General features: G+C 73.5%; 27 protein-coding genes. 26 read left to right on the top strand and 1 reads right to left on the bottom strand.

What is annotated here, in order from left to right; translation table 11 throughout:
- Nucleotides 1-26 precede the first annotated feature (26 nt).
- From ftsZ to AB0K10_RS13125, 14 genes are all read left to right on the top strand, one after another.
- Complete coding sequence (gene ftsZ / locus AB0K10_RS13190) at nt 27-1,142, top strand: cell division protein FtsZ (RefSeq protein WP_234588050.1); 1,116 nt, start codon at nt 27-29, stop codon at nt 1,140-1,142.
- A gap of 9 nt (nt 1,143-1,151) precedes the next feature.
- Entirely contained in the window at nt 1,152-1,895 is a 744-nt protein-coding gene (locus AB0K10_RS13185; protein ID WP_363682994.1) for a YggS family pyridoxal phosphate-dependent enzyme, read from the top strand.
- A gap of 190 nt (nt 1,896-2,085) precedes the next feature.
- Entirely contained in the window at nt 2,086-2,790 is a 705-nt protein-coding gene (sepF, locus tag AB0K10_RS13180; protein WP_363682992.1) for a cell division protein SepF, read from the top strand.
- Nucleotides 2,791-2,820: 30 nt separating this feature from the next.
- The gene (locus tag AB0K10_RS13175; RefSeq protein ID WP_363682990.1) at nt 2,821-3,126 is read left to right on the top strand and encodes a YggT family protein; all 306 of its coding nucleotides are present in this window, start codon (nt 2,821-2,823) and stop codon (nt 3,124-3,126) included.
- Nucleotides 3,127-3,170: 44 nt separating this feature from the next.
- Complete coding sequence (locus AB0K10_RS13170) at nt 3,171-3,977, top strand: DivIVA domain-containing protein (protein WP_363682988.1); 807 nt, start codon at nt 3,171-3,173, stop codon at nt 3,975-3,977.
- Nucleotides 3,978-4,057: 80 nt separating this feature from the next.
- Nucleotides 4,058-4,843: a hypothetical protein gene (locus AB0K10_RS13165; RefSeq protein ID WP_363682986.1), complete on the top strand. Its 786-nt coding sequence runs from the start codon at nt 4,058-4,060 to the stop codon at nt 4,841-4,843.
- Between the two features lie 5 nt (nt 4,844-4,848).
- Nucleotides 4,849-5,160, top strand: a complete 312-nt coding sequence (locus tag AB0K10_RS13160) for a DUF167 domain-containing protein (protein ID WP_363682984.1) — start codon at nt 4,849-4,851, stop codon at nt 5,158-5,160.
- A gap of 22 nt (nt 5,161-5,182) precedes the next feature.
- Nucleotides 5,183-6,682 carry a potassium/proton antiporter gene (locus AB0K10_RS13155; protein ID WP_363682982.1) on the top strand — a complete coding sequence of 500 codons (1,500 nt, stop codon included), beginning with the start codon at nt 5,183-5,185 and terminating at the stop codon, nt 6,680-6,682.
- A gap of 223 nt (nt 6,683-6,905) precedes the next feature.
- A complete protein-coding gene (locus AB0K10_RS13150) occupies nt 6,906-7,325 on the top strand; it encodes a TraR/DksA C4-type zinc finger protein (protein WP_334561368.1) in 420 nt (139 codons plus the stop codon).
- A 65-nt stretch (nt 7,326-7,390) separates the two neighbouring features.
- Nucleotides 7,391-8,005, top strand: a complete 615-nt coding sequence (lspA, locus tag AB0K10_RS13145) for a signal peptidase II (RefSeq protein ID WP_363682980.1) — start codon at nt 7,391-7,393, stop codon at nt 8,003-8,005.
- Nucleotides 8,002-8,946, top strand: coding sequence for an RluA family pseudouridine synthase (locus AB0K10_RS13140; protein ID WP_355049478.1), 945 nt, complete (start codon nt 8,002-8,004; stop codon nt 8,944-8,946). The genes lspA and AB0K10_RS13140 overlap by 4 nt, the downstream gene beginning before the upstream one ends.
- Before the next feature lie 42 nt (nt 8,947-8,988).
- The gene (locus AB0K10_RS13135) at nt 8,989-10,017 is read left to right on the top strand and encodes a hypothetical protein (protein WP_363682978.1); all 1,029 of its coding nucleotides are present in this window, start codon (nt 8,989-8,991) and stop codon (nt 10,015-10,017) included.
- 95 nt (nt 10,018-10,112) lie between these two features.
- Nucleotides 10,113-11,921 carry an AAA family ATPase gene (locus AB0K10_RS13130; RefSeq protein WP_363682976.1) on the top strand — a complete coding sequence of 603 codons (1,809 nt, stop codon included), beginning with the start codon at nt 10,113-10,115 and terminating at the stop codon, nt 11,919-11,921.
- A gap of 56 nt (nt 11,922-11,977) precedes the next feature.
- A complete protein-coding gene (locus tag AB0K10_RS13125) occupies nt 11,978-12,907 on the top strand; it encodes a DUF2567 domain-containing protein (protein ID WP_363682974.1) in 930 nt (309 codons plus the stop codon).
- On the opposite strand, the gene AB0K10_RS13120 is transcribed toward AB0K10_RS13125, so the two are convergent.
- Nucleotides 12,822-13,526, bottom strand: coding sequence for an LON peptidase substrate-binding domain-containing protein (locus tag AB0K10_RS13120; protein ID WP_363682972.1), 705 nt, complete (start codon nt 13,524-13,526; stop codon nt 12,822-12,824). The two genes, AB0K10_RS13125 and AB0K10_RS13120, sit on opposite strands and share 86 nt — an antisense overlap.
- Nucleotides 13,527-13,632: 106 nt before the next feature.
- Here AB0K10_RS13120 and hisD point away from each other — a divergent pair, with 106 nt between their 5' ends.
- The 12 genes from hisD to hisF all read left to right on the top strand — a co-directional run bounded on the left by hisD (nt 13,633) and on the right by hisF (nt 21,776).
- Nucleotides 13,633-14,955, top strand: a complete 1,323-nt coding sequence (hisD, locus tag AB0K10_RS13115) for a histidinol dehydrogenase (RefSeq protein ID WP_363682970.1) — start codon at nt 13,633-13,635, stop codon at nt 14,953-14,955.
- On the top strand, nt 14,952-16,025 hold the full coding sequence (locus AB0K10_RS13110; protein WP_363682968.1) for a histidinol-phosphate transaminase: 1,074 nt from the start codon (nt 14,952-14,954) through the stop codon (nt 16,023-16,025). Before hisD ends, AB0K10_RS13110 begins: the two co-directional genes overlap by 4 nt.
- Entirely contained in the window at nt 16,022-16,633 is a 612-nt protein-coding gene (gene hisB / locus AB0K10_RS13105; RefSeq protein WP_363682966.1) for an imidazoleglycerol-phosphate dehydratase HisB, read from the top strand. The genes AB0K10_RS13110 and hisB overlap by 4 nt, the downstream gene beginning before the upstream one ends.
- Nucleotides 16,633-16,806: a hypothetical protein gene (locus AB0K10_RS13100; RefSeq protein ID WP_363682964.1), complete on the top strand. Its 174-nt coding sequence runs from the start codon at nt 16,633-16,635 to the stop codon at nt 16,804-16,806. Before hisB ends, AB0K10_RS13100 begins: the two co-directional genes overlap by 1 nt.
- Nucleotides 16,803-17,438, top strand: a complete 636-nt coding sequence (hisH, locus tag AB0K10_RS13095) for an imidazole glycerol phosphate synthase subunit HisH (RefSeq protein ID WP_266244461.1) — start codon at nt 16,803-16,805, stop codon at nt 17,436-17,438. The genes AB0K10_RS13100 and hisH overlap by 4 nt, the downstream gene beginning before the upstream one ends.
- A 39-nt stretch (nt 17,439-17,477) precedes the next feature.
- Nucleotides 17,478-17,801 (top strand): hypothetical protein, encoded by a 324-nt coding sequence (locus AB0K10_RS13090; protein ID WP_363682962.1) that lies wholly within the window; start codon nt 17,478-17,480, stop codon nt 17,799-17,801.
- 14 nt (nt 17,802-17,815) lie between these two features.
- The gene (gene priA, locus AB0K10_RS13085) at nt 17,816-18,541 is read left to right on the top strand and encodes a bifunctional 1-(5-phosphoribosyl)-5-((5-phosphoribosylamino)methylideneamino)imidazole-4-carboxamide isomerase/phosphoribosylanthranilate isomerase PriA (protein WP_363682960.1); all 726 of its coding nucleotides are present in this window, start codon (nt 17,816-17,818) and stop codon (nt 18,539-18,541) included.
- Nucleotides 18,538-18,927 (top strand): RidA family protein, encoded by a 390-nt coding sequence (locus AB0K10_RS13080; protein ID WP_363682958.1) that lies wholly within the window; start codon nt 18,538-18,540, stop codon nt 18,925-18,927. The genes priA and AB0K10_RS13080 overlap by 4 nt, the downstream gene beginning before the upstream one ends.
- A gap of 78 nt (nt 18,928-19,005) precedes the next feature.
- Nucleotides 19,006-19,452 carry a MarR family transcriptional regulator gene (locus tag AB0K10_RS13075; RefSeq protein WP_266244457.1) on the top strand — a complete coding sequence of 149 codons (447 nt, stop codon included), beginning with the start codon at nt 19,006-19,008 and terminating at the stop codon, nt 19,450-19,452.
- 5 nt (nt 19,453-19,457) lie between these two features.
- A complete protein-coding gene (locus AB0K10_RS13070) occupies nt 19,458-19,889 on the top strand; it encodes an organic hydroperoxide resistance protein (protein WP_363682956.1) in 432 nt (143 codons plus the stop codon).
- A 47-nt stretch (nt 19,890-19,936) separates the two neighbouring features.
- Nucleotides 19,937-20,935 carry an NADP-dependent oxidoreductase gene (locus AB0K10_RS13065; protein ID WP_363682954.1) on the top strand — a complete coding sequence of 333 codons (999 nt, stop codon included), beginning with the start codon at nt 19,937-19,939 and terminating at the stop codon, nt 20,933-20,935.
- Between the two features lie 73 nt (nt 20,936-21,008).
- Nucleotides 21,009-21,776: an imidazole glycerol phosphate synthase subunit HisF gene (gene hisF / locus AB0K10_RS13060; RefSeq protein WP_355134849.1), complete on the top strand. Its 768-nt coding sequence runs from the start codon at nt 21,009-21,011 to the stop codon at nt 21,774-21,776.
- Nucleotides 21,777-21,922: the final 146 nt, after the last annotated feature.

The following is a 21,922-nucleotide window of genomic DNA, read 5'->3' as shown; positions in this document are numbered from 1 at the left end:
GCCAATCTCGAAGGAAAGGACCGGAGATGACACCTCCGCACAACTACCTGGCGGTCATCAAGGTCGTCGGCATCGGGGGTGGCGGCGTCAACGCCGTCAACCGGATGATCGAGGTTGGGCTCAAGGGCGTCGAGTTCATCGCGATCAACACCGATGCCCAGGCGCTGCTGATGAGTGATGCCGACGTCAAGCTCGACGTCGGCCGGGAGCTGACCCGTGGCCTGGGGGCCGGGGCCAACCCGGACGTCGGCAAGAACGCCGCCGAGGACCACCGCGACGAGATCGAGGAGGTGCTCAAGGGCGCCGACATGGTCTTCGTGACCTGCGGCGAGGGCGGCGGCACCGGCACCGGCGGCGCGCCGGTGGTGGCCAACATCGCCCGTAAGCTCGGTGCGCTGACCATCGGCGTGGTGACCCGCCCGTTCTCCTTCGAGGGCAAGCGCCGCCAGGTGCAGGCCGAGACGGGGATAGACGAGCTCCGCAACCAGTGCGACACGCTCATCGTCATCCCGAACGACCGGCTGCTGGCGCTCGGCGACCGCAACATCAGCATGATGGACGCCTTCCGCACGGCCGACCAGGTGCTGCTCTCCGGTGTGCAGGGCATCACCGACCTGATCACCACCCCGGGTCTGATCAACCTGGACTTCGCCGACGTCAAGAGCGTGATGAGCGGCGCGGGCAGCGCGTTGATGGGCATCGGCAGCGCCCGCGGGGAGAACCGCGCGGTCGAGGCGGCCGAGGCGGCCATCTCCAGCCCTCTGCTGGAGCAGAGCATGGACGGCGCGCGCGGCGTGCTGCTCTCCATCGCCGGCGGCTCCGACCTGGGCCTGTTCGAGATCAACGACGCGGCCCAGCTGGTCACCGACGCGGCCCACCCGGATGCCAACATCATCTTCGGCGCGGTGATCGACGACGCGCTCGGCGACGAGGTGCGGGTGACGGTCATCGCGGCGGGCTTCGACGGTGGCACTCCGGCGTACAAGGCGGCCGAGCCGACCCGCAAGACCAACACCAACCAGCCGGCGCCGCAGAGCACCCCGGTGCCGCCGCCGGCCACCCTGCCGGCCCCGGCCCAGTCGCCACGCCGGGTGCTCTTCGATGACGTGGACGTGCCCGACTTCCTCAAGAACGGCTCCTGAGCGCCGCCGATGACCGACAGCTCAGCCACGGTACGACCGGACCGGCGCGCCGAACTCGCGGCCGGCCTCGCCCAGGTGCGTGCCCGGATCGCAGATGCCTGCGCGGTTGTGGGCCGGGCCCAGGCCGACGTCACGATGATCGCCGTGACCAAGACGTACCCGGCCGGGGACGCGCTGGCGTTGGCCGGTCTCGGGGTGACCGACCTGGGGGAGAACCGCGACCAGGAGGCGGCCGGCAAGGCCGCCGAGGTGGCCGCGGCCGGGGTGCGCCCACGCTGGCACTTCATCGGGCAGTTGCAGCGCAACAAGGCCCGCTCGGTCGTCCGCTACGCCGACGTCGTGCACTCGGTGGACAGCGTGCGGCTGGCCCGTGCGCTGGGCAGTGCGGCGGCGGAGCGGGAAGAGCCGCTGGACGCCCTGGTGCAGGTGAGTATCGACGGCGATCCGGCGCGCGGCGGCGCGTTGCCCGGCTCGGCCGATGAGGGGGCCGGGCTGGAGGCGGTCGCCGCGGCGGTGGCCGACGCGCCCGCGCTGCGGTTGGCCGGTCTGATGGCGGTGGCGCCGCTGGGGTGGGAGCCGGAGCGGGCCTTCGCCCGGTTGGCCGAGGTGGCCGAGGCGTTTCGGACGCTCCATCCGGGAGCGACATCGTTGTCGGCGGGAATGAGCGGCGACCTGGAAATCGCGATCCGATATGGCGCGACACATGTCCGCGTCGGTAGCGCGTTGCTCGGAATGCGTCCCACGCTGCGGTAGCCTGACCGCGAGACAGGCAAATTACATCAGTGTTGTTTCAGGGGCGGCGGATCCTTGTGGGGGTCGTGACGCGCGACGCGAATCGCGCGCCAGGGGGATTGCCGTTCCGGTCCGATGGGCATGGTTGTCCACTCGCGACGGGCGACATGGCACGGGGGCGAGTGCCGCACGGCGGACGGAAGGGCGCGGGATGGGTGCACTGCGCAAGGCGGGGGTCTGGCTCGGTCTCGTCGAGGAAGACGACGAGCGGGCCTACGACGACGGTGGCTACGACAAGGGTGGCTACCGCGACTCGCGCGACTCGCGGTACCGGCAGAGCCGGTACGCCGAGGAGTTCGCCGACGAGGACGACGACGACGCCGAGGAGCCGCCGGCTCCCCGGCCGCGCGCCAGCGAGCGGGGCCGGCTCTCCGAGCGGTCGACCGGGCGGGGTGGCGAGTCCGACCGCGGTGACGGTGAGCGTCCGGAGCGGGCCGAGCGGGCCAGCGTGCGATCGATCACGCGGTCCTCGGCCGGGGACACGTCGGGGGCACTGGCGTACCACACACGCGACAATCTGGCCCTCGCGCCGCAGGCCGTGACGCGCGAGCGCGTGGCCGTGCCGGAGGAGGAGCAGCGGTACCAGATCACCACGCTGCACCCGACCACCTACCGCGAGGCGCGCACCATCGGTGAGCACTTCCGTGACGGCGTACCCGTGATCATCAATCTCACCGAGATGGATGAGGCCGACGCCCGCCGTCTGGTTGACTTCGCGGCCGGTCTGGCGTTCGGGCTGCGCGGTACGATCGAGCGCGTGACCAATCGGGTGTTCCTGCTCTCACCGGCCAATGTCCAGGTCACCGCGGAGGACAAGGCCAAGATCGCTGAGGGTGGATTTTTCAGCCTGAGTTGACCCCGCCCGAACCGAGGGACGTCGCTGACCGTGTTGTCGATCTTACTGCAAGTGTTGTACCTGGTCCTTTATGTCTTCCTGCTTCTTCTTCTGTCCCGGTTCGTGTTGAGCGCCGTTCTGCAGTACGGCCGCCGGTGGCAGCCGGGGCGCGGCGCGGCGGCAGGACTGGAATCCGTGTGGAGCGTCACTGATCCCCCTCTCAACGCGTTGAGGCGTGTGATCCCTCCGCTGCGAATTGGTACCGTGAGCATCGACCTGGCCTCCCTTGTGCTCCTGGTTATCCTGTTCGTGCTGATGGAGTTCGTGTTAGAGCCGTCGATCAGGGCATCTGCCTGATGACCGACGCGCTTTCGCGGCCGCAACTGACCCGAGGAGTTTCGATGCCGCTGACCCCGGCCGACGTCCATAACGTCGCCTTCAAAAAGCCGCCGATCGGCAAGCGGGGGTATGACGAGGAGGAGGTCGACGCCTTCCTGGACGAGGTCGAGCGCGAGCTCGCCCGTCTCATCGAGGAGAACAACGAGCTGCGTGCCCAGGTGGAGCGCGGCGGCCGTGGCGGTGCCCCCGCCGGCCCCGGCGGCGACGCCCGACTGGCGGCGGAGCTCAACGACGTCAAGGCCCAACTGGACCGGGTGCAGCGCGACAAGTCGGCTGCCGAGCAGGCCGCCCGCGCCATGCAGGCCGAGCTGGAGCAGGTCCGGGCGACCGGCGGCCCGGCCGGCGGCGTCACCGGTGACGGTGAGCAGCAGGCCCTGCGCGTGCTGATGATGGCCCAGCGCACCGCCGACGACCACGTGTCCGACGCGCGCCGCGAGGCCGACCAGCTGCTGTCCGAGGCCCGCAGCAAGGCCGAGGAGGTGACCCGCGAGGCTCGCGCGAAGGCCGACGCCCTGGAGCGGGACGCCCGCCAGCGGCACCAGGAGGCCATGGGCGGCCTGGACGCCAAGCGCACGGCCCTGCAGAAGCACATCGAGGAGCTCAAGCAGTTCGAGCGCGAGTACCGCACCCGGCTCAAGGCGTACCTGGAGAGCCAGCTGCGGGACCTCGACGGTCGCGGCCAGGGTCTCGAAGCCGAGATGACCCGCTCCGAGGCGGGCCGGGTAGCCGGCGGCAACGGGCTGGCGGCGGCAGGTCTCGCAGGCTCCTACGGCAGCGGGCGCTCCGGCGCCCTCGAAGCCGGACGCTGAGCACCGGCCGGCGATCGCTGTCCGCAGATGGTGACGGTCGCCGGGCCTGCTCGGGCGGTACGACGCGGCGGGGGTGAGCCGTGATAGTTGCGAGTCTCCTGCTCATCCTCGTCGCTGTGGTGCTGCTGGTGTTCGGTCTGGCCGGTGGCTCCAGCACTCTGTTGACCATTTCCATCGCGGCCAGTCTGCTGGCCGCCGTGGCGTTGGTGGTGGGCGCCCGCCAGGCAGCCGCCAACCGCGCGACGGCGGATCCCGGTCGGACCGGTCCGCGGGACCGCGCGACATTCCGCGGAGCCAGCCAGGCCGAGCCGGGTTTCGCGTACGGTCCACCGCTGGCCGAGCCGGATGTGCCGGTCCAGCACGTACCGTCGAGTGTCGGTAACGGCGGCACCGGGTGGCGGCAACCACCCGAGCCGCCGTCCGACGCCGACGCGGTCTCGCCGTATGACGCGGCCTCGCCGTATGACGCGGCCTCGCCGTATGACGCGGCCTCGCCGTTCGAGCCCGAGGCGCCGTTCGTGAGCCCGGCCGACGGCGGGTCACGCTCCTCGCCCGTCAGCCCCGCATCGCCCACCGTGTCCCGGGGCGACGAGGCGTACGGCTCCGACGCGACGGCCGCCGACGCCCTGGCCGACGAGCCGACCGAGCAACCGATCACCCCCGCCGAGGCGGCCCGGATCTCCCGGCTGCCCGACCCCGTTGAGGTGGTGGACGGGCGACCCCGCTACCACCTGGCCGGGTGCCCGCACCTGGCCGGCCGGGTGCCCGAGACCCTTCCGGTCGCCGAGGCCGTCGAGTTGGGCTTCACGCCGTGCTCCGCGTGCGCGCCGGCCACCGCCCTGCTCACCGACGCCCGGCCGATCTGAGCGCGGTGTCGGTGCCCCCGCAGGACGCGCTCACCGTGGCGGTACGGGTGAAGCCCGGCGCCTCCCGCAACACCGTTGGCGGCCGCTTCGACGGCCCGCACGGCCCCGCCCTGATGATCGCGGTCCACGCTCCGGCTGTGGACGGCCGTGCGACCGAGGCGGCCCGCCGTGCCCTCGCCGACGCGTTGGGCGTCCGGGCGGCAACGGTGTCGTTGCGCACCGGCGCGGCCAGCCGGGACAAGCTGTTCCTCGTCGACCGGCCCGCCCCCGAGCTGACCGACGTGCTGCACCGACTGCGCGACGGATCCGCAGGGTGAGGACCTCCCAGGCCCGGCAACCGTGACGCCCGGGCTGGACATCGCGCTGTTGCTCGGCGCGGCGGTGCTGCTGGTGGCGGTCGGCGCCGTCCGGCTCTCCAGTCGCCTCGGGGTGCCGAGCCTGCTTGTCTACCTGGCGCTCGGCGTGGCGATCGGTGAGGCCGGGCTGGGCATCCGCTTCGACGACGTCGAGTTGACCCGGACCCTCGGCTTCTGCGCGCTGATCGTGATCATCGCCGAGGGCGGCCTGACCGCCCGCTGGAGCACGCTGCGCCCGGTCCTCGGGCTGGCCTCCGCCCTCTCCACAGTGGGCGTGGTCGTCAGCATCGTGGTGGTCGGCATCGCCGTACACCTGTTGTTGGGTCTGGACTGGCGGCTGGCGTTGCTCTACGGCGCGGTGCTCTCCTCCACCGACGCGGCGGCCGTGTTCGCCACCCTGCGCCGGCTGCGGCTGCCGCCGCGGCTGACGGCAACGCTGGAGGCCGAGTCGGGCATGAACGACGCCCCGGTGGTGCTGCTGGTGGTGCTGCTGTCGCACGAGGGCTGGTCGCATCCGTGGTGGTACGAGGTGGGGCTGGTCTGCTACGAGCTGGGTGTCGGCGCGGCGGTGGGCGTCGGTGCGGGCGTCGCCGGCACGTGGGCGCTGCGCCGTGCCGCGCTGCCGTCCGCCGGGCTGTACCCGATCGCCGCGGTCGGCATCACCGTCCTGGCGTACGCCGCCGGCGCCGTGCTGCACGCCTCGGGCTTCCTCGCCGTCTACGTGGCCGGGGTGCTGCTGGGCAACGCCCGGCTGTCGCACCGACGGGCGATCCTCGGCTTCGCCGACGGGCTGGCGTGGCTCGCCCAGATCGGGCTGTTCGTGCTGCTCGGCTTGCTGGTCTCGCCGGGCCGGTTGGACGCGGCGGTGCTGCCGGCGGTGGTCGCCGGTCTGGCGCTGGTGCTGCTGGCCCGGCCGCTGTCGGTGGCCGTGTCGGCGTTGCCGTTCCGGGTCGGGCTGCGCGAGCAGGCGTTCCTGTCCTGGGCCGGGCTGCGGGGGGCGGTGCCGATCGTGCTGGCCACCATCCCGCTCTCGGAGCGGGTGCCGGGCGCGGAGCGGCTCTTCGACGCGGTCTTCGTACTGGTGGTGATCTTCACGCTGGTGCAGACCAGCACGCTCGGTCCGTTCGCCCGCCGGTTGGGGACCACCGCGCCGGCCGAGGCCACTGAGATCCACGTGGAGACCGCGCCGCTGGAGCGGATGCGGGCCGACCTGCTCCAGCTTGAGGTGCCGGAGGGCTCGCGGCTGGCCGGCGTGCACGTCGACGAGCTGCGGCTGCCGCTGGGCGCCTCGGTGACTCTGGTGCTGCGCGACGGGGTGGGCTTCGTGCCCGGCCCGGACACTCGGCTGAAGACCGGCGACAGCCTGCTGATCGTCGCCACCGCTGGGGTACGCGACGCCACCGAACGGCGCCTGCGGGCGGTCAGCCGACGGGGTCGGCTGGCCCGATGGTTTGGCGAGTACGGGGATGAGGCGGACCGTTGATCTGCTAGCGTTCCCTTTGCCCCAGTTAGGCAGGGCTCGGGGCTGTTGAGTGGTACGACGGTGCGCCACGTTGTCGGACGCCTGTACGTTCCGTATTCTTGCCAACCTCCGGAGTGCGCGGCCATCGTCGCCGTGCGCCCCTTTTTGTACCCAGGGGACGCCTTTGTCGGCGCCCCTGACCAGGTGCCGCGACCGCGCGGCTCCGCGGCCGAGGGAGCGACCCATGGCGAAGCCAGCCGACACCAGGACCGCCGGCCGCAAGCCGGTGGCAAAGGCCACCCGCAGCGCGGCGGAGACCGAGAAGATCCGGGCGGCGTTGGCGGCGCGGCGGGACGAGCTTCGCGCCGAGTACGATCAGACGCTGAGCGAGATCACCGAGCTGCAGCGCGATCGGTTGACGGACTCGGCCGGGGACGACCAGGCCGACACCGGCACCAAGACGTTCGAGCGGGAGCAGGAGATCTCTCTCGCCAACAGCATTCTGGAACGGATCACGCAGGTCGAGCGCGCCCTCGAGCGCCTCGACGAGGGTGGTTACGGCTGGTGCGAGCGGTGCGGCAACCCGATCCCGGTCGAGCGCCTCGCCGCCTTCCCGTCGGCCACCCTGTGTGTGACGTGCAAGCAGCTGGCGGAGCGGCGCTGAGGGCCGCTCCCCGTCTGCGATGAGACGGTGAGCGATCACCGCCGAGACACCTCGATGGGGAGCGCATGACCGCAGCACCGCCCGCCGAACCCGGCCGTACCGACCCGGGCGGCGGCAAGCCCCGCCCCCGGGCCGTCGCGATCCTCGCCGGGGTGGCCCTGGTGGCCCTGGTGGCCGACCTGGTGACCAAGCACCTCGCGCTCGCCGCGCTCACCGACCGGGAGCCGGTCCGGGTGCTGGGCGGGCTGGTCTACCTGAGCCTGACCCGCAACAGCGGCGCCGCCTGGAGCATCGGGTCGAACTACACCTGGGTGTTCCCCCTGATCACCATCGGTGTGGTCGGCTGGATCGTCTGGATGGCGCTGCGGCTGCGGTCCCTGCCGTGGGCGATCTCCCTCGGCCTGGTGCTCGGCGGCGCGCTGGGCAACCTCATGGACCGGATCTTCCGGGCGCCCGCCCCGTTCCACGGCCACGTGGTCGACATGATCAGCGTCTTCGGGCCGTACGGCGAGTACTTCCCGGTGTTCAACCTGGCCGACAGCTCGCTGGTCTGCGGTGTGCTGCTGGCCGTGCTGCTGGAGCTGACCGGTCGTCAGCGCGACGGGCGGCGGGCCGGCCGTGACGGCGCCCCCGCCGACGCGAAGGCCACCGCCGACGCCGAGCAGAGGGAGCGGGCATGACCTCCGCGTTCGCCGCCGGCGGCGACCACCGTTCGCTGCCCGTGCCCGACGGCCTCGACGGCATGCGCCTGGACCAGGCGGTGTCCCGGTTGTTCGGCCTCTCCCGTACCGCCGCCGCCGCCCTGGTCGACGCGGGCGACGCCCTCGTCGACGGCGCTGCCCGGCCCAACTCCCACAAGGTCAAGGCCGGCTCCTGGCTGGACGTCACGCTGCCCGCCCCGGTCGCCCCGCCGACCGTGGTGCCGCAGGCGGTGCCCGGCCTGCGCGTCGTGTACGCCGACGACGACATCGTGGTGGTGGACAAGCCCGTGGGCGTGGCCGCGCATCCCAGCCCGGGGTGGACCGGCCCGACCGTGATCGGCGCCCTCGCCGCGATCGGGCACCGCATCTCCACGAGCGGCGCCGCCGAGCGCCAGGGTGTGGTGCACCGCCTCGACGTGGGCACCACGGGGATCATGGTGGTGGCCAAGAGCGAGCAGGCGTACACGGCGTTGAAGCGGGCCTTCAAGTACCGCGAGGTGGACAAGGGCTACCACGCGGTGGTGCAGGGGCATCTGGACCCGCTGCGGGGCACCGTGGACGCGCCGATCGACAGGCACCCCACCCACGACTACCGGTGGGCGGTGGTGTCCGGCGGCAAGCCGAGCATCACCCACTACGACACGCTGGAGGCCTTCCCGGCGGCCAGCCTGGTCGACGTCCGGCTGGAGACGGGCCGGACGCACCAGATCCGGGTGCACTTCTCCACGCTGCGGCACCCCTGCGTGGGTGACCTCACGTACGGTGCCGATCCCACCCTCTCGGCCCGGCTCGGCCTGGCCCGACAGTGGCTGCACGCCCGCGAACTGAGCTTCTTGCACCCCCGTTCGGGGGACGAGGTCCGCTTCGTCAGCGACTACCCTGACGATCTGGAACGTGCGCTTGAGATCCTGCGTGACTGAGCGGCGACCACCCGACATCGATTCGACGAGGGGATCCCGCCCGTGCGCGCCGGCGACCTGCTGCGGCAGCTGGACCAACGGCTGCTGCCGCCGCTGACCCGGGCGGTGGCCCGTCTCGGTGACCGGTCGGGGCGCTCCGGGGTGCTCACCTGGGCCGCCGTGCTCTCCACGGCGGCGGTGCTGGGCACCGCCGTCTGGGCCACCGACGACGCTCCGGTGGGCGACCGGACGGTGGGCGAGGTGACCCGCGTCGGGGTGGCCGACGGCGACTCCGTCCCCGGTTACCTGCGCTCGGCAGCGGCCGACCTGGCCGCGCTGAGCGCGACCGCCCCGGCCACCGGGGACGGGACGTACGCCCTGGTCGTGCTCGACGCCTACCTGCCGCCGCAGCGGCTGCCCGCGGTGCTCGGCGACGTGTCGGTCTCGACGGTCTTCGGACGGGTGCCGCTGCCCGGCCGGCAGACCGAGATCGTCCGGATACCCGCCCTGCGGGTGCCGGACGACGTGGTCGCCGGCATGGCGTGGGTGGCCGCCCGCAAGGACGGCGAGGCCGCCGACTACCGGACCAGGGCCGCCGGGGTGCGCGGCGCCGGCGCCGCCGACCGCGAGCTGCGGGAGCGGTACGCCACCGACGCCGAGGTGGCGAGCGCCGAGGCGGCGGCGTACCGCGCCGGCTGCGCCTGCGTCTACGCGGCGGTGGTGCGCGCGGCGCCGGCGGTGCTGCGGGGCGTCGCCTCCCGCCCGGACGTGCGGGCCGTCGACCCGGCGCCCGAGGTGTACCGCCTCGACCGTACGGTCTTCAACCCGCCGCTGCCCGAGCAGCGTGACGTGGTCCGCCCGCCGGCCGACACCGGGCCGGGTCCGCAGCCCACGCCGCCGGCGAGCGGTTGGTCGACGCCGAGCACGCCCAGGCCGCCGGTGCCGATGGGCGAATCGTCGGAACCCGCACCGCTCGTAACGATTCCGTCACCCGAGTCGCGCTCGGCCGAGCCCACCGAGGCGGCCCCGCCGAGTGTCACCACCTCCCCGGACGCGACAGGCGCCGGGTTGCTGCCACCCTCCCCGTCGTGATCTGCGCCGGGTGGTGTGCGTGCTCAGGTGTGGTCCGAATAGGGTTTGGTTCGTAGCCTGTCAGACAGAGATCGATGGTGCTGGGAGGGCGGGCCGTGGAGGGCAGTGAGACCGGCTGGGGCCGGCCGGCCGAACCAGCGCCGAGGTGGCGGGCATTGCTGGACCGCGCCCGGCTGGGCGGCCGGGCCGCTGAGCAGACCGAGCCCGAGCGCCGGGCCGACGAGGCGCCGCCGGATCCACTGCCGCGGCGCGCGGCCCCCAACGGCTACGCGGGGCGGGCGTCGGCCATCGGGCATCCGGCCGATCTGTCGTACGGCCAGGAGCCCGGTTACCGGGCCGAGGCGACCTACCGGGTCGATCCCGCCTACCGTGCCGAGCCGGGGTACCGGGCCGAGCCGGACTATCAGGCCGAACCGGGGTACCGGGCCGAGCCGGACTATCGGGCGGAGCCGGCGTACCGGTCGGAGCCGGACTATCGGGCCGAGCCGGCGTACCGGTCGGAGCCGACGTACCGGGCCGAGCCGGCTTACCGGTCGGAGCCGACGTACCGGCCGGAGCCGGACTACCGGGCCGAGCCGGCGTACCGGGGCGAGCCGGACTACCGGGCGGAGCCCTCGTACCGGGCCGAGCCGGACTATCGCGCGGAGCCGGACCATCGCGCGGAGCCGACGTACCGGTCGGAGCCGGGTTACCGGGCCGAGCCGACCTACGGCGCCGACCCGGGTTACCGGGCCGAGCCGACGTACCGCGCCGACCCGGGTTACCAGGCCGAGCCCGAGCCGCCGTCGCGCCGGGCCGAGCCGGAGTCGCGCTACGCCCTCCTGGACAACGGCTACCGGCAGGGCAACCCGGCGGGGGAGTCCCGGTACGCGCTGCTGGAGACCGGTTACCAGCCGGAGACCGGCTACCCGACGCAGGCGCCGCCGGTGACCCCGCCGATCCCGGCGGTCGCGCCGCCACCTGTCACGCCGCCACCTGTCGCGCCGCCGCCCGCCTCGCCGTCGCCCACCCCGCCGGTCACCACGGCACCGGGCTCGGCCCTCGCCGAGCGCGGCTACCCCGCCCGGATCGAGTGGCGGCCACAGGGCGTCGACCAGGGGCTGGAACGCGCCACGGGCGTGCTCCGCCGTGATCTGGGCACGCCTCGCGTGTTCGCGTTCGCCAACCCCAAGGGCGGGGTGCACAAGACCACCGCCACGGTGCTCGCCGCCGCCACCGTCGGCAGCGTCCGCGGGCGGGGTGTGCTGGCCTGGGACGACAACGAGCTGCGCGGCACCCTGGGGCTGCGTGCCGGCAGCGCCCGGCACGCGCGCACCATCCGGCACCTCATCGGTGACCTGGCCCAGATCGAGATCCTGGAGGGCGAGACCCTGCTGGAGCGGCTGGACGACTACCTGCGGCACGCCTCCGACGGCTCGTACGACGTGCTGGCCGGCGAGGAGAGCCCCCGCTTCGCCCAGCGGCTCGACCAGTTCACCGTCAAGCGGGTGCTGGAACTGCTGCGGCGTACGCACGACGTGGTCTGCGTGGACACCGGCAACAACGTGGAGAGCGCCAACTGGCGCACCGTGATGCAGGCCGCCGACCAGTTGGTGGTGACCACCGTGCCCCGCGAGGACGCGGCGTTCAGCGCCGACTGGATGCTCGACCTGCTGCACCAGGAGGGCATGGGCGAGCTGGCCGACAACGCGGTCACCCTCATCTCCTGCCCCACTCCCGGCCGCTCGCCCCTGCAGGACGACCTGGAGCGGCACTTCGCCACGCGTACCCGTGCGGTGGCGGTGGTGCCGTACGACCCGGCGTTGGAGACCGGCTCGTCGATCGAGTACCACCAGCTCCAGCCGGAGACCCGGCAGGCGTGGCTGCGCGCCGCCGCGGCGATGGCGGAGCCGTTCGCCCGGTGAGCTGGTTCGCCGCCACCGGCGCCCCGGCCCGTCACGGGGCCTGAGAGGATCATCGGGTGAGCCCGGACAACCCCGACCCTGAGCGGCACGCCGACGACGCCGACCGGCCCGCCACACCTCGACCCTCGGGTGCGGCGCCCGCCGAGAGCGAGTCGGCAGTGCCGCCACCCGCAGCGCCGCCGTCCGGGTACGGCTCCGGCGAGGATGCCGCCTCGACGGCGTACCCCGGCGAGGGTCCGGTCCCGACGGCGTACCCCGGCGAGGGTCCGGTCCCGACGGCGTACCCCGGCGAGGGTCCGGTCCCGACGGCCTACCCCGGCGAGGCGGAGCTGACTCCCGACGAGCCGCGCCGGCCGCTGCGGACCGTGACGACGGTGCTCGGGGTCGTGGTCGCCCTGGCCGTGCTGGGCGGGCCGCTCGGTCTGCTCTGGGCCGTCCTCGCGCCGGACACCCCGGTGCTCAAGACCGCCGAGGGCGCGATCTACGCCGATCCCCAGCCGGAGCAGCCGATCGCCGCGGACGGCTGGTTCAGCCTGCTCGGGCTGGCCTTCGGCGTGCTCGCGGCGCTGGCCCTGTGGTTCCTGCTGCGTCGCCGACGCGGCCCGGTCGGTCTGCTCGGCGCGGTGCTCGGCACGCTCGCCGCCGCGCCGGTGGCCTGGCAGGTGGGGCGCCGGGTCGGGCTGGCGACCTTCGATCGGCTGCTGGACAGCGCCCCGGCCGGACAGGCGTTCACCAAACCCGCCGACCTGCGCGCCGGCGGAATCGACTGGCTGCTCGGCGTGGTGCCGGTGCCGCACGGAAACCTGCTGCTGCCGGCGTTCGGCGCCGCGGTCACGTACACCCTGCTGGCTGGCTGGTCGCGGTGGCCGGGCCTGCGGCCCGAGCCGGACCCGGCGGCGTTCAGTTGGGTGTCGGCGGGGACGCCAGCTCCGACAGCGGCACCGGAACCGCCCGCACCTGGCGCAGCAGAGCCGCCTCGCGGTTGAGCAGCCGCAGCTCGGCGCGGAGCCGGGCGGCGGTGTCGTCGATCGCCAGCAGCCGCTGCCTGTCGTCCACGGTCAGCGCGGCGGTGGCCGCCACCAGGTGCGAGAGCACCGTCGGATCCTCCGGAAGCTGCTCGGAGATCTCCTCCGGGTCGGACCGGATCAGCCCGAGGTACTGCCGGAACACCGCGATCACCCGGGCGGCCAGCAGGTCGGCCACCTCGTCGGACCCGGCCGCCTCGGGCAGCCACTCGACCTCGGCGGTCAGGTAGGGCTCGGTGCTCTCGTCGACTTCGGCGATGCGGAACCGCCGCCGGCCGACCGTGACGATGTCGAAGCCACCGTCGGCCAGCTCGGTGACCTGGCGCAGCTCGGCGGTGCAGCCCACCTCGTGCAGGGTGACGTCGCCGACGCCTGGCGTCGAGCGGGCGCCGGGCCCGGCGGGCGCGACCTCCCAGCCGGACTGGATGGCCACCACCCCGAACTCGCGGGACGCGCCCTCGGGCAGGTCGACCAGGTGCCGGACCAGAGCCCGGTAGCGCTCCTCGAAGATGTGCAGCGGCAGCACCAACCCGGGAAAGAGCACCGTTGCGAGCGGGAACACCGGCAGCCGTGCGGTCACGTGGTCGAGCCTAACCAATCTCGCCCGCGGCGGCGTGGCCCGGCTCACCGTCCCGCCGAGCGGGCGGCTGGGGTGGGCTCCGGGCGGGCCGCCTAGACTCGCAAGGGTGCTGAATCGGATCGACCTGCGCGACGGTCTCGGTGACCCGCGCCGCCTGCTGCCCCGTGCCCAGCTCGACGTGTCGGTGGCCGTCGAGCGGATCAAGCCGCTCGTCGAGGCGGTCCGGGAGCATGGGTACCCGGCGATCCGGGAGGCCAGCGAGCGGTTCGACGGCATCTCGCCGGAGGTGCTGCGGGTGCCGGTGGAGGCCATCGCCGAGGCCGAGGGGGTGCTCGACCCGGCCGTGCGCGCCGCGCTGCTGGAGTCGATCGCCCGCGCCCGCCGGGTGCACGACGACCAACGGCGCACCGACCACACGACCCGGGTCGTGCCCGGCGGCACGGTCACCGAGCGGTGGCTGCCCGTCGACCGGGTGGGCCTCTACGTCCCCGGCGGCCTGGCGATGTACCCGTCGACGGTGGTGATGAACGTGGTGCCGGCCCAGGCGGCCGGGGTGCGCTCGCTGGTGGTGGTCAGCCCGCCGCAGAAGGACAACGGCGGCCTGCCCGATCCCCGGGTGCTCGCCGCCTGCGCGCTGCTCGGCGTCGACGAGGTGTACGCCGTGGGCGGCGCCCAGGCGGTGGCGATGCTGGCGTACGGCGCCGCGGTGGACCCGACGGGCGCGCTGCGGTGCGATCCCGTCGACCTGGTCACCGGGCCGGGCAACATCTGGGTGACCGCCGCCAAGCGGCTGCTGCGGGGCGTGGTCGGCATCGACGCCGAGGCCGGCCCGACCGAGATCGCGATCCTGGCCGACGACAGCGCCGACCCGGCGCACGTCGCCGCCGACCTGATCAGTCAGGCCGAGCACGACCCGCTCGCGGCGAGCGTGCTGGTCACCCCGTCGGTGGCGCTCGTCGAGGCGGTCGAGCGGGAGCTGGCCCGGCAGGTGCCGGCCACCAAGCACGCCGAGCGGGTGACCACGGCGTTGACCGGCGAGCAGAGCGGCGTGGTCCTGGTCGACGACCTCGAGGCGGGGCTGCGGGTGGTCGACGCGTACGCGGCCGAGCACCTGGAGATCCAGACGGTCGACGCGCGGGAGTGGGCGCTGCGGGTGCGCAACGCCGGGGCGATCTTCGTGGGCGCCTGGTCGCCGGTGTCGCTCGGTGACTACTGCGCCGGCTCCAACCACGTGCTGCCCACCGGCGGCTGCGCCCGGCACTCGTCCGGGCTGTCCGTGCAGTCGTTCCTGCGCGGTGTGCACCTCATCGAGTACACGGAGGCCGCGCTGCGCGAGGTGGCCCCCCACGTGGTCACCCTGGCGAACGTGGAGGACCTGCCGGCGCACGGCCAGGCCGTGCAGGCCCGCTTCCCGGGAGGGCTGGCGTGACCTCGCTCGACGACCTGCCGATCCGCGACGACCTGCGCGGGCTGTCGCCGTACGGGGCGCCGCAGCTCGACGTGGCGGTGCGGCTCAACACCAACGAGAACTCCTACCCGGTGCCGGAGCCGGTCGTCGACGCGATCGGCAAGGCCCTCGCGGCCGAGCTGCGCGACCTGAACCGCTATCCGGACCGGGACGCGGTGGCGCTGCGCACCGACCTGGCCGACTATCTGGGGCACGGCCTGACCGTCGAGCACGTCTGGGCGGCCAACGGCTCCAACGAGATCCAGCAGCAGCTGTTGCAGGCGTTCGGCGGGCCGGGACGCACCGCGCTGGGTTTCGTGCCGGCGTACTCGATGCACCCGCTGCTGGCCCTCGGCACCGGCACCCGGTGGGTGCCCGCCGAACGCGGCGTCGACTTCGGGCTGACCGCCGACGAGGCGGTCGCCCAGGTCCGCGCGCACCGGCCCGACGTGGTCTTCCTCTGCTCGCCGAACAACCCCACCGGCACGGCCCTGGCCCCGGCGGTGGTCGCCGCGGTGCTCGACGTCGCGCCCGGCATGGTGGTCGTCGACGAGGCGTACGCCGAGTTCGCCCGGCCGGGCACGGTAAGCGCCCTCGCGGTGCTCCCCGGTCACCCGCGGCTGGTGGTCACGCGCACGATGAGCAAGGCGTTCGGCTTCGCCGGTGGCCGGCTGGGCTACCTGGCCGCCGACCCGGCGGTGGTGCGGGCGGTGCAGCTGGTCCGCCTTCCGTACCACCTGTCGGCACTGACCCAGGCCGCCGCCCGCGCGGCACTCGCCCACCGGGATGCTCTGCTGGGTACGGTGAGCGCGATCATGGCCCAGCGGGACCGGATCGTCGCGACGCTGCGCGGACGCGGCCTGCGGGTGGCCGACAGCGACGCGAACTTCGTGCTGTTCGAGGTCGGCGGCGACCAGAGCGGTGCCTGGCGCGCCCTGCTGGAGCAGGGGGTGCTGGTCCGCGACGTCGGTCTGCCCGGCTGGCTGCGGGTGACCGCCGGCACCCCCGCCGAGACCGACGCCTTCCTTTCTGCGATGGAGACACTGTCATGAGCCGGACCGCCCGGGTGGAGCGGATCACCAAGGAGACCAAGGTCCTCGTCGAGATCGATCTCGACGGCACCGGCGCCGCCGAGATCAGCACCGGCGTGGGCTTCTACGACCACATGCTCAACCAGATCGCCCGCCACGGCGGCTACGACCTGACCGTGCGTACGGTGGGTGACCTGGAGATCGACGCGCACCACACGATGGAGGACACGGCGCTCGCGCTGGGCGCCGCGTTCGACGAGGCGCTGGGCGACAAGGCCGGCATCCGGCGGTACGGGTCGGCGACCGTCCCGATGGACGAGGTCCTGGTGCGGGCCGCGGTGGACCTGTCCGGCCGGCCGTACGTGGTGCACGACGAGCCGGTGCTGGCGCCGTACATCGGGCCGGTCTATCCGACAAGCATGACCCGGCACATCTGGGAGTCGTTCGGCCAGGCGGCCCGGATCACCCTGCACGTCGACGTGCTGCGGGCGGCGCGTCCGGGCGGGCACCCGGACGCGCACCACGTGGTGGAGGCCCAGTTCAAGGCGGTGTCCCGGGCGCTGCGCGAAGCCACCGCCATCGATCCGCGGGCGGCGGGCGCGATCCCGAGCACGAAGGGGACTCTCTAATGGGTGCCGCGTTGCCGACGTTGCTGCTGATCCTGGCCGGGGTGCTGGTGGGTGGTGCCTGGTCGCTGCACCGGCAGGGCGCGCCGAGGGGCGCCGTGGTGATCACGGCGCTGCTCGCGCTGCTCGCCACGGCCGCCGGCGTGCTGCGGCTGATCCCGGGCTCGGGCTCGTGACCGCCGACGTGGTGGTGCTCGACTACGGCTCGGGCAATCTGCGCTCGGCGGAGCGGGCGTTGGCCGCCGCGGGTGCGACGGTCCGGGTGACCGACGATCTCGCCGCGGCGGCCGCCGCGGACGGCCTGGTGGTGCCGGGTGTGGGCGCGTACGCGGCGTGCATGGCGGGTATCGAGGCGCTCGGTGCCGGCCCGGTGATCGCGGAGCGGGTGGCCGCGGGCCGGCCGGTCCTCGGCATCTGCGTGGGCATGCAGGTGCTGTTCGAGCACGGCGAGGAGCACGGAGTGGTGACGAAGGGCCTCGGGTTGCTGCCCGGCGGGGTGACCCGGTTGGCCGCGCACCGCCTGCCGCACATGGGCTGGAACACGGTCCGCGCGCCCCGGGGGTCGGTGCTGTTCGCCGGGTTGCCGGCGCAGAGCCGGTTCTACTTCGTGCACTCGTACGCGATGGGTGAGCCGGCGGCGTTGGCGGCTGCGGGGGCGGTGGTGACGACTGCCCACCACGACACCGACTTCGTGGCGGCGGTGGAGCGTGGGCCGCTGTCGGCGGCGCAGTTCCACCCGGAGAAGTCCGCCGACACCGGCGCCGCGTTGCTGCGCAACTGGCTCGCCACCCTGCCCGCCGGTGACTGAGCGCCGGCACCGCCAGGCGTCCGGCGGGCGGGCGTCGCGGTGAGCCGGGAGCGGGCCCGTCGGCGGGCCGAACGTGAGGCGGTCCTGGCTCGGGAGCGGGCGGTCCGACAGCGCCGGGTGGCGCGTCGGCAGCGCCGCCGCGCGGTGGTCCGCCGGTTGACGCCGCAGTTGCGGCGGGGCCGCACGGGTCGGCTGGCTCGGCACACGCGGGGTGAGCGCGCGGCGATCGTGCTGCTCACCGGGGCGGCGCTGATCCTGATCTGGACGTTCGTCGACGATGTGGCGCTGCGTGTCGCGCTTATCGTGCTGTTGCTGCTCGTACTGCCGGCGATCGTGGTGATCGCTCTGGACCGTCGTACCTGATCGAGGAGAAGACGTTGAGTCTCACCCTGTTACCCGCCGTGGATGTCGCCGACGGCCGGGCTGTCCGGCTCGTGCAGGGCGCCGCCGGCAGCGAGAGCAACTACGGCGAGCCGCTGGACGCGGCGCTGGCGTGGCAGCGCGACGGCGCCGAGTGGATCCACCTGGTCGACCTGGACGCGGCGTTCGGCCGGGGCACCAACGCGCACCTGCTCGCCGAGGTGGTGCGCCAACTGGACGTGCAGGTGGAGTTGTCCGGTGGCATCCGTGACGACGAGTCGCTGCGCGCGGCGCTGGGCACCGGGGCGAGCCGGGTGAACATCGGCACCGCCGCCCTGGAGAACCCGGAGTGGTGCGACCGGGTGGTCGGGGAGTACGGGGACCGGGTCGCCATCGGCTTGGACGTACGCGGTCAGACCCTGTCGGCGCGCGGCTGGACCCGCGACGGCGGCGACCTGTATGAGGTGCTGGAGCGCCTGGACAAGGCGGGTGCCACGCGGTACGTGGTCACCGACATCACCAAGGACGGCACGATGCGCGGGCCGAACCTGGATCTGCTGCGCGAGGTGTGTGCGCGTACCGACCGGCCGGTGATCGCCTCGGGTGGGGTGTCCACCCTGGACGACCTGCGGGCGTTGGCCACGCTGGAGCCGCTGGGCGTGGAGGGTGTGATCGCCGGCAAGGCGCTGTACGCGGGCGCGTTCACGGTGGCCGAGGCGCTGCGGACGTTGGCCGAGGCGTGACGGTCACCCGGCTGGGCTCGGGCGGTCCGTGGGAGCAGCAGTACGGCTACTCCCGGGTGGTCCGGGCCGGTGACCTGGCCCTGACGGCCGGCTGCACGGCCACTGTCGACGGTCGGGTGGTGCACGTCGGGGACGCCGCCGCGCAGACCGCGCAGGCGTTGCGGATCGGGTTGGCGGCGCTGGCCGAGGTGGGCGTGCGGCCGGGTGACGTGGTCCGGACCCGGATGTACGTGACCGACCGGCTGCACGCCGACGAGGTGGGTCGGGCGCACAACGCGGTCTTCGGGGCGGTCCGGCCGGTGGCGACGCTTGTGGTGGTGGCGGGCCTGCTCGATCCGGAGCATCTGGTCGAGGTGGAGTTGGAGGCGTACGTCGGCGACAGCTGAGCTGCCGGTGGCGCTCGTCACCGCCGCCTTCCGGTCCGATAAGTTGTGCACAATTTAATTGCGGGCTATGGTTCACGGGTGACCGATGATCTGGTGCTGCGCCGGCAGGTGTGCTTCGCGCTCTACGCCGCGTCGCGCGCCCTGACCGACGTGTACCGGCCGATCCTCGACGAGTTCGGGCTGACCTATCCGCAGTACCTGGTGCTGCTGGTGCTCTGGGAACGCCCCGACGACGCGCCCACGGTGTCCGAGCTCGGCGCCGAGCTGCGGTTGGACTCCGGCACGCTCTCCCCGCTGCTCAAGCGGCTGGAGGGGGCGGGCCTGGTGGTGCGGCGGCGGTCGGCGCGCGACGAGCGGCGGGTCGAGGTGGGCCTCACCGAGCGGGGTCGGGCGCTGCGGGAGCAGGTGTGCGACGTCCCGCTGCGGATCGCGCAGGCCACCGGCCTGGGCATCAGCGAGCTCGTCGCGCTGCGCGACACCCTCACCCGGGTCACCGACACCATCCACCGACAGAAGGAGCAGTGACTCTCATGAAGGCTCTCTACACCGCGTCCGCGACCGCCACCGGCGACGGCCGGGACGGCCACGTCGAGACCTCCGACGGCACCCTCGCGCTCGACCTGGCGGTGCCGAAGGAGATGGGTGGCGCGGGTGGCGCCGCCAACCCCGAGCAGCTCTTCGCCGCCGGCTACGCGGCCTGCTTCCACAGCGCCCTGCGCCTGGTGGCCCGCCGCGCCAAGGCGGACGTGAGCGACTCCGTCGTCGCCGCCGAGGTCGGCATCGGCCCGAACGGCAGCGGTGGCTTCGGGCTCACCGTGCGGCTCGTCGTCGATCTGCCCGCCGTCGCCCGCGACGCCGCCGAGCAGCTCGTCGAGCAGGCCCACCAGGTCTGCCCGTACTCCAACGCCACCCGCGGCAACATCGACGTCGCCCTGACCGTCCGCGAGACCCTGGCCGCCTGACGCCCGCGGCTCCGGACCCCACCCGCGGACGAGAGGACGACCACCCGATGACCAGCAACCGTGAGATCCACCTGGCCCGCCGCCCCGAGGGCTGGCCCACCGAGGACACCTTCCGGCTCGTCGAGACCGACGTCCCGACGCCCGGACCGGGCCAGATCGTGGTCCGCAACCAGTTCATGTCCGTCGACCCGTACATGCGGGGACGGATGAACGACGTCAAGTCGTACGTGCCGCCGTTCGCCCTCGACGCCCCGCTCGACGGTGCGGCGATCGGCGAGGTGGTGGCCAGCGAGTCGGCCGACGTCGCGGTCGGCGACACCGTGCTGCACGGGCTGGGCTGGCGGGAGTACGCGCTGCTCGACGCCACCGCTGCCCGTAAGGTCGACCCGGCCCTCGCGCCGGCCAGCGCGTACCTCAGCGTGCTCGGGATGCCCGGGCTGACCGCGTACGCCGGTCTGCTGGAGGTCGCCGCGATGAAGCCCGGCGAGACGGTCTTCGTCTCCGCCGCGGCCGGCTCGGTCGGCAGCCTGGTCGGCCAGATCGCCAAGCTCAAGGGCGCGGGCCGGGTCATCGGCAGCGCCGGCTCGGCCGCCAAGGTCGAGCGGCTGCGGGCGCTGGGCTTCGACGCCGCGTTCGACTACCACGACGGGCCGGTCCGCGACTCGCTGCGGGCGGCCGCCCCGGACGGGATCGACGTCTACTTCGACAACGTCGGCGGCGACCACCTGGAGGCGGCGATCTCGGCCATGAACCTGCACGGCCGGGCCGCCATCTGCGGCATGATCGCGCAGTACAACGACACCGAGCCGCCGGCCGCGCCCCGCAACCTGTCCCTGGTCATCGGCAAGCGGCTCACCCTGCGCGGCTTCCTGGTCAACGATCACAACCACCTGCGCAACGCGTTCGTCAGCGACGTCGCGGGCTGGCTGCGCGAGGGCACGCTCTCCTACGACGAGACGGTCGTCGACGGCATCGAGAACGCCCCGGCGGCGTTCCTCGGCCTGCTGCGCGGCGAGAACCTGGGCAAGATGCTCGTTCGTCTGTGATCGGTTCGTGGTGCGCGGCGGTCGGCCCGGTCGGGCCGGCCGCCGCGCCTCGCGTGGAGGATAGGGTGGCGGCATGACGGTGGCGGTACGCGTGATCCCCTGCCTCGACGTGGACGCCGGGCGCGTCGTCAAGGGGGTCAACTTCCTCGACCTGCGGGACGCCGGCGACCCGGTCGAGCTGGCCGCCGCGTACGACCGGGCCGGCGCCGACGAGCTGACCTTCCTCGACGTCACCGCCTCCTCCAGTGACCGGGGCACCATGCTCGACGTGGTGCGCCGCACCGCCGAGTCGGTCTTCATCCCGCTGACCGTCGGGGGTGGGGTCCGGCAGGTCGGCGACGTCGACACGCTGCTGCGGGCGGGCGCGGACAAGGTCGGCGTGAACACCGCGGCCATCGCGCGGCCGGAGCTGATCGCCGAGATCGCCGACCGGTTCGGCCGGCAGGTGCTCGTGCTCTCCCTGGACGTCCGCCGTGCCCCGGCCGGCGTCACGCCCAGCGGGTTCGAGGTCACCACCCACGGCGGCCGGCGCGGCACCGGCCTCGACGCGGTGCGCTGGGCGCGGCAGGTGGCCGAGCTGGGCGCGGGCGAGATCCTGCTCAACTCGATGGACGCCGACGGCACCAAGGCGGGCTTCGACCTGGAGCTGATCGGCGCGGTACGGGCCGTCGTGGACGTGCCGGTCGTGGCCAGCGGTGGGGCCGGCGAGGTGGCGCACTTCCCGCCCGCGATCGGGGCCGGCGCCGACGCGGTGCTCGCCGCCAGCGTCTTTCACTTCGGCGAGCTGACGGTGGGCGAGGTCAAGGACGCGCTGCGCCGCAGCGGCCACCCCGTGCGCTGAGCCGCTCAGTAGCCCCCGTCGCTCGCAATCTTGGACACTTTCCGTTAGCTCGGCGGGCTCAACTGGTGGTTGCAACACCCTTCCGTTTTCTTCGTTGGGGTGGTTATGGCGTCGAGGTTGAGCCCGCTGGAGCGGGAACAGATCGG

This window comes from Micromonospora sp. NPDC049274, from assembly GCF_040678875.1.
In the GTDB taxonomy this organism is placed as follows: Bacteria; Actinomycetota; Actinomycetes; order Mycobacteriales; family Micromonosporaceae; genus Micromonospora.
This window is presented reverse-complemented; position numbering and strand designations above follow the sequence as displayed.

Bases quoted from the DNA above. Each gene is read 5' to 3' on its own strand.
- ftsZ (WP_234588050.1), top strand. From the start codon at position 27: ATGACACCTCCGCACAACTACCTGGCGGTCATCAAGGTCGTCGGCATC.
- AB0K10_RS13185 (WP_363682994.1), top strand. From the start codon at position 1,152: ATGACCGACAGCTCAGCCACGGTACGACCGGACCGGCGCGCCGAACTC.
- sepF (WP_363682992.1), top strand. From the start codon at position 2,086: ATGGGTGCACTGCGCAAGGCGGGGGTCTGGCTCGGTCTCGTCGAGGAA.
- AB0K10_RS13170 (WP_363682988.1), top strand. From the start codon at position 3,171: ATGCCGCTGACCCCGGCCGACGTCCATAACGTCGCCTTCAAAAAGCCG.
- AB0K10_RS13150 (WP_334561368.1), top strand. From the start codon at position 6,906: ATGGCGAAGCCAGCCGACACCAGGACCGCCGGCCGCAAGCCGGTGGCA.
- lspA (WP_363682980.1), top strand. From the start codon at position 7,391: ATGACCGCAGCACCGCCCGCCGAACCCGGCCGTACCGACCCGGGCGGC.
- AB0K10_RS13140 (WP_355049478.1), top strand. From the start codon at position 8,002: ATGACCTCCGCGTTCGCCGCCGGCGGCGACCACCGTTCGCTGCCCGTG.
- hisB (WP_363682966.1), top strand. From the start codon at position 16,022: ATGAGCCGGACCGCCCGGGTGGAGCGGATCACCAAGGAGACCAAGGTC.
- AB0K10_RS13100 (WP_363682964.1), top strand. From the start codon at position 16,633: ATGGGTGCCGCGTTGCCGACGTTGCTGCTGATCCTGGCCGGGGTGCTG.
- AB0K10_RS13070 (WP_363682956.1), top strand. From the start codon at position 19,458: ATGAAGGCTCTCTACACCGCGTCCGCGACCGCCACCGGCGACGGCCGG.
- AB0K10_RS13065 (WP_363682954.1), top strand. From the start codon at position 19,937: ATGACCAGCAACCGTGAGATCCACCTGGCCCGCCGCCCCGAGGGCTGG.
- hisF (WP_355134849.1), top strand. From the start codon at position 21,009: ATGACGGTGGCGGTACGCGTGATCCCCTGCCTCGACGTGGACGCCGGG.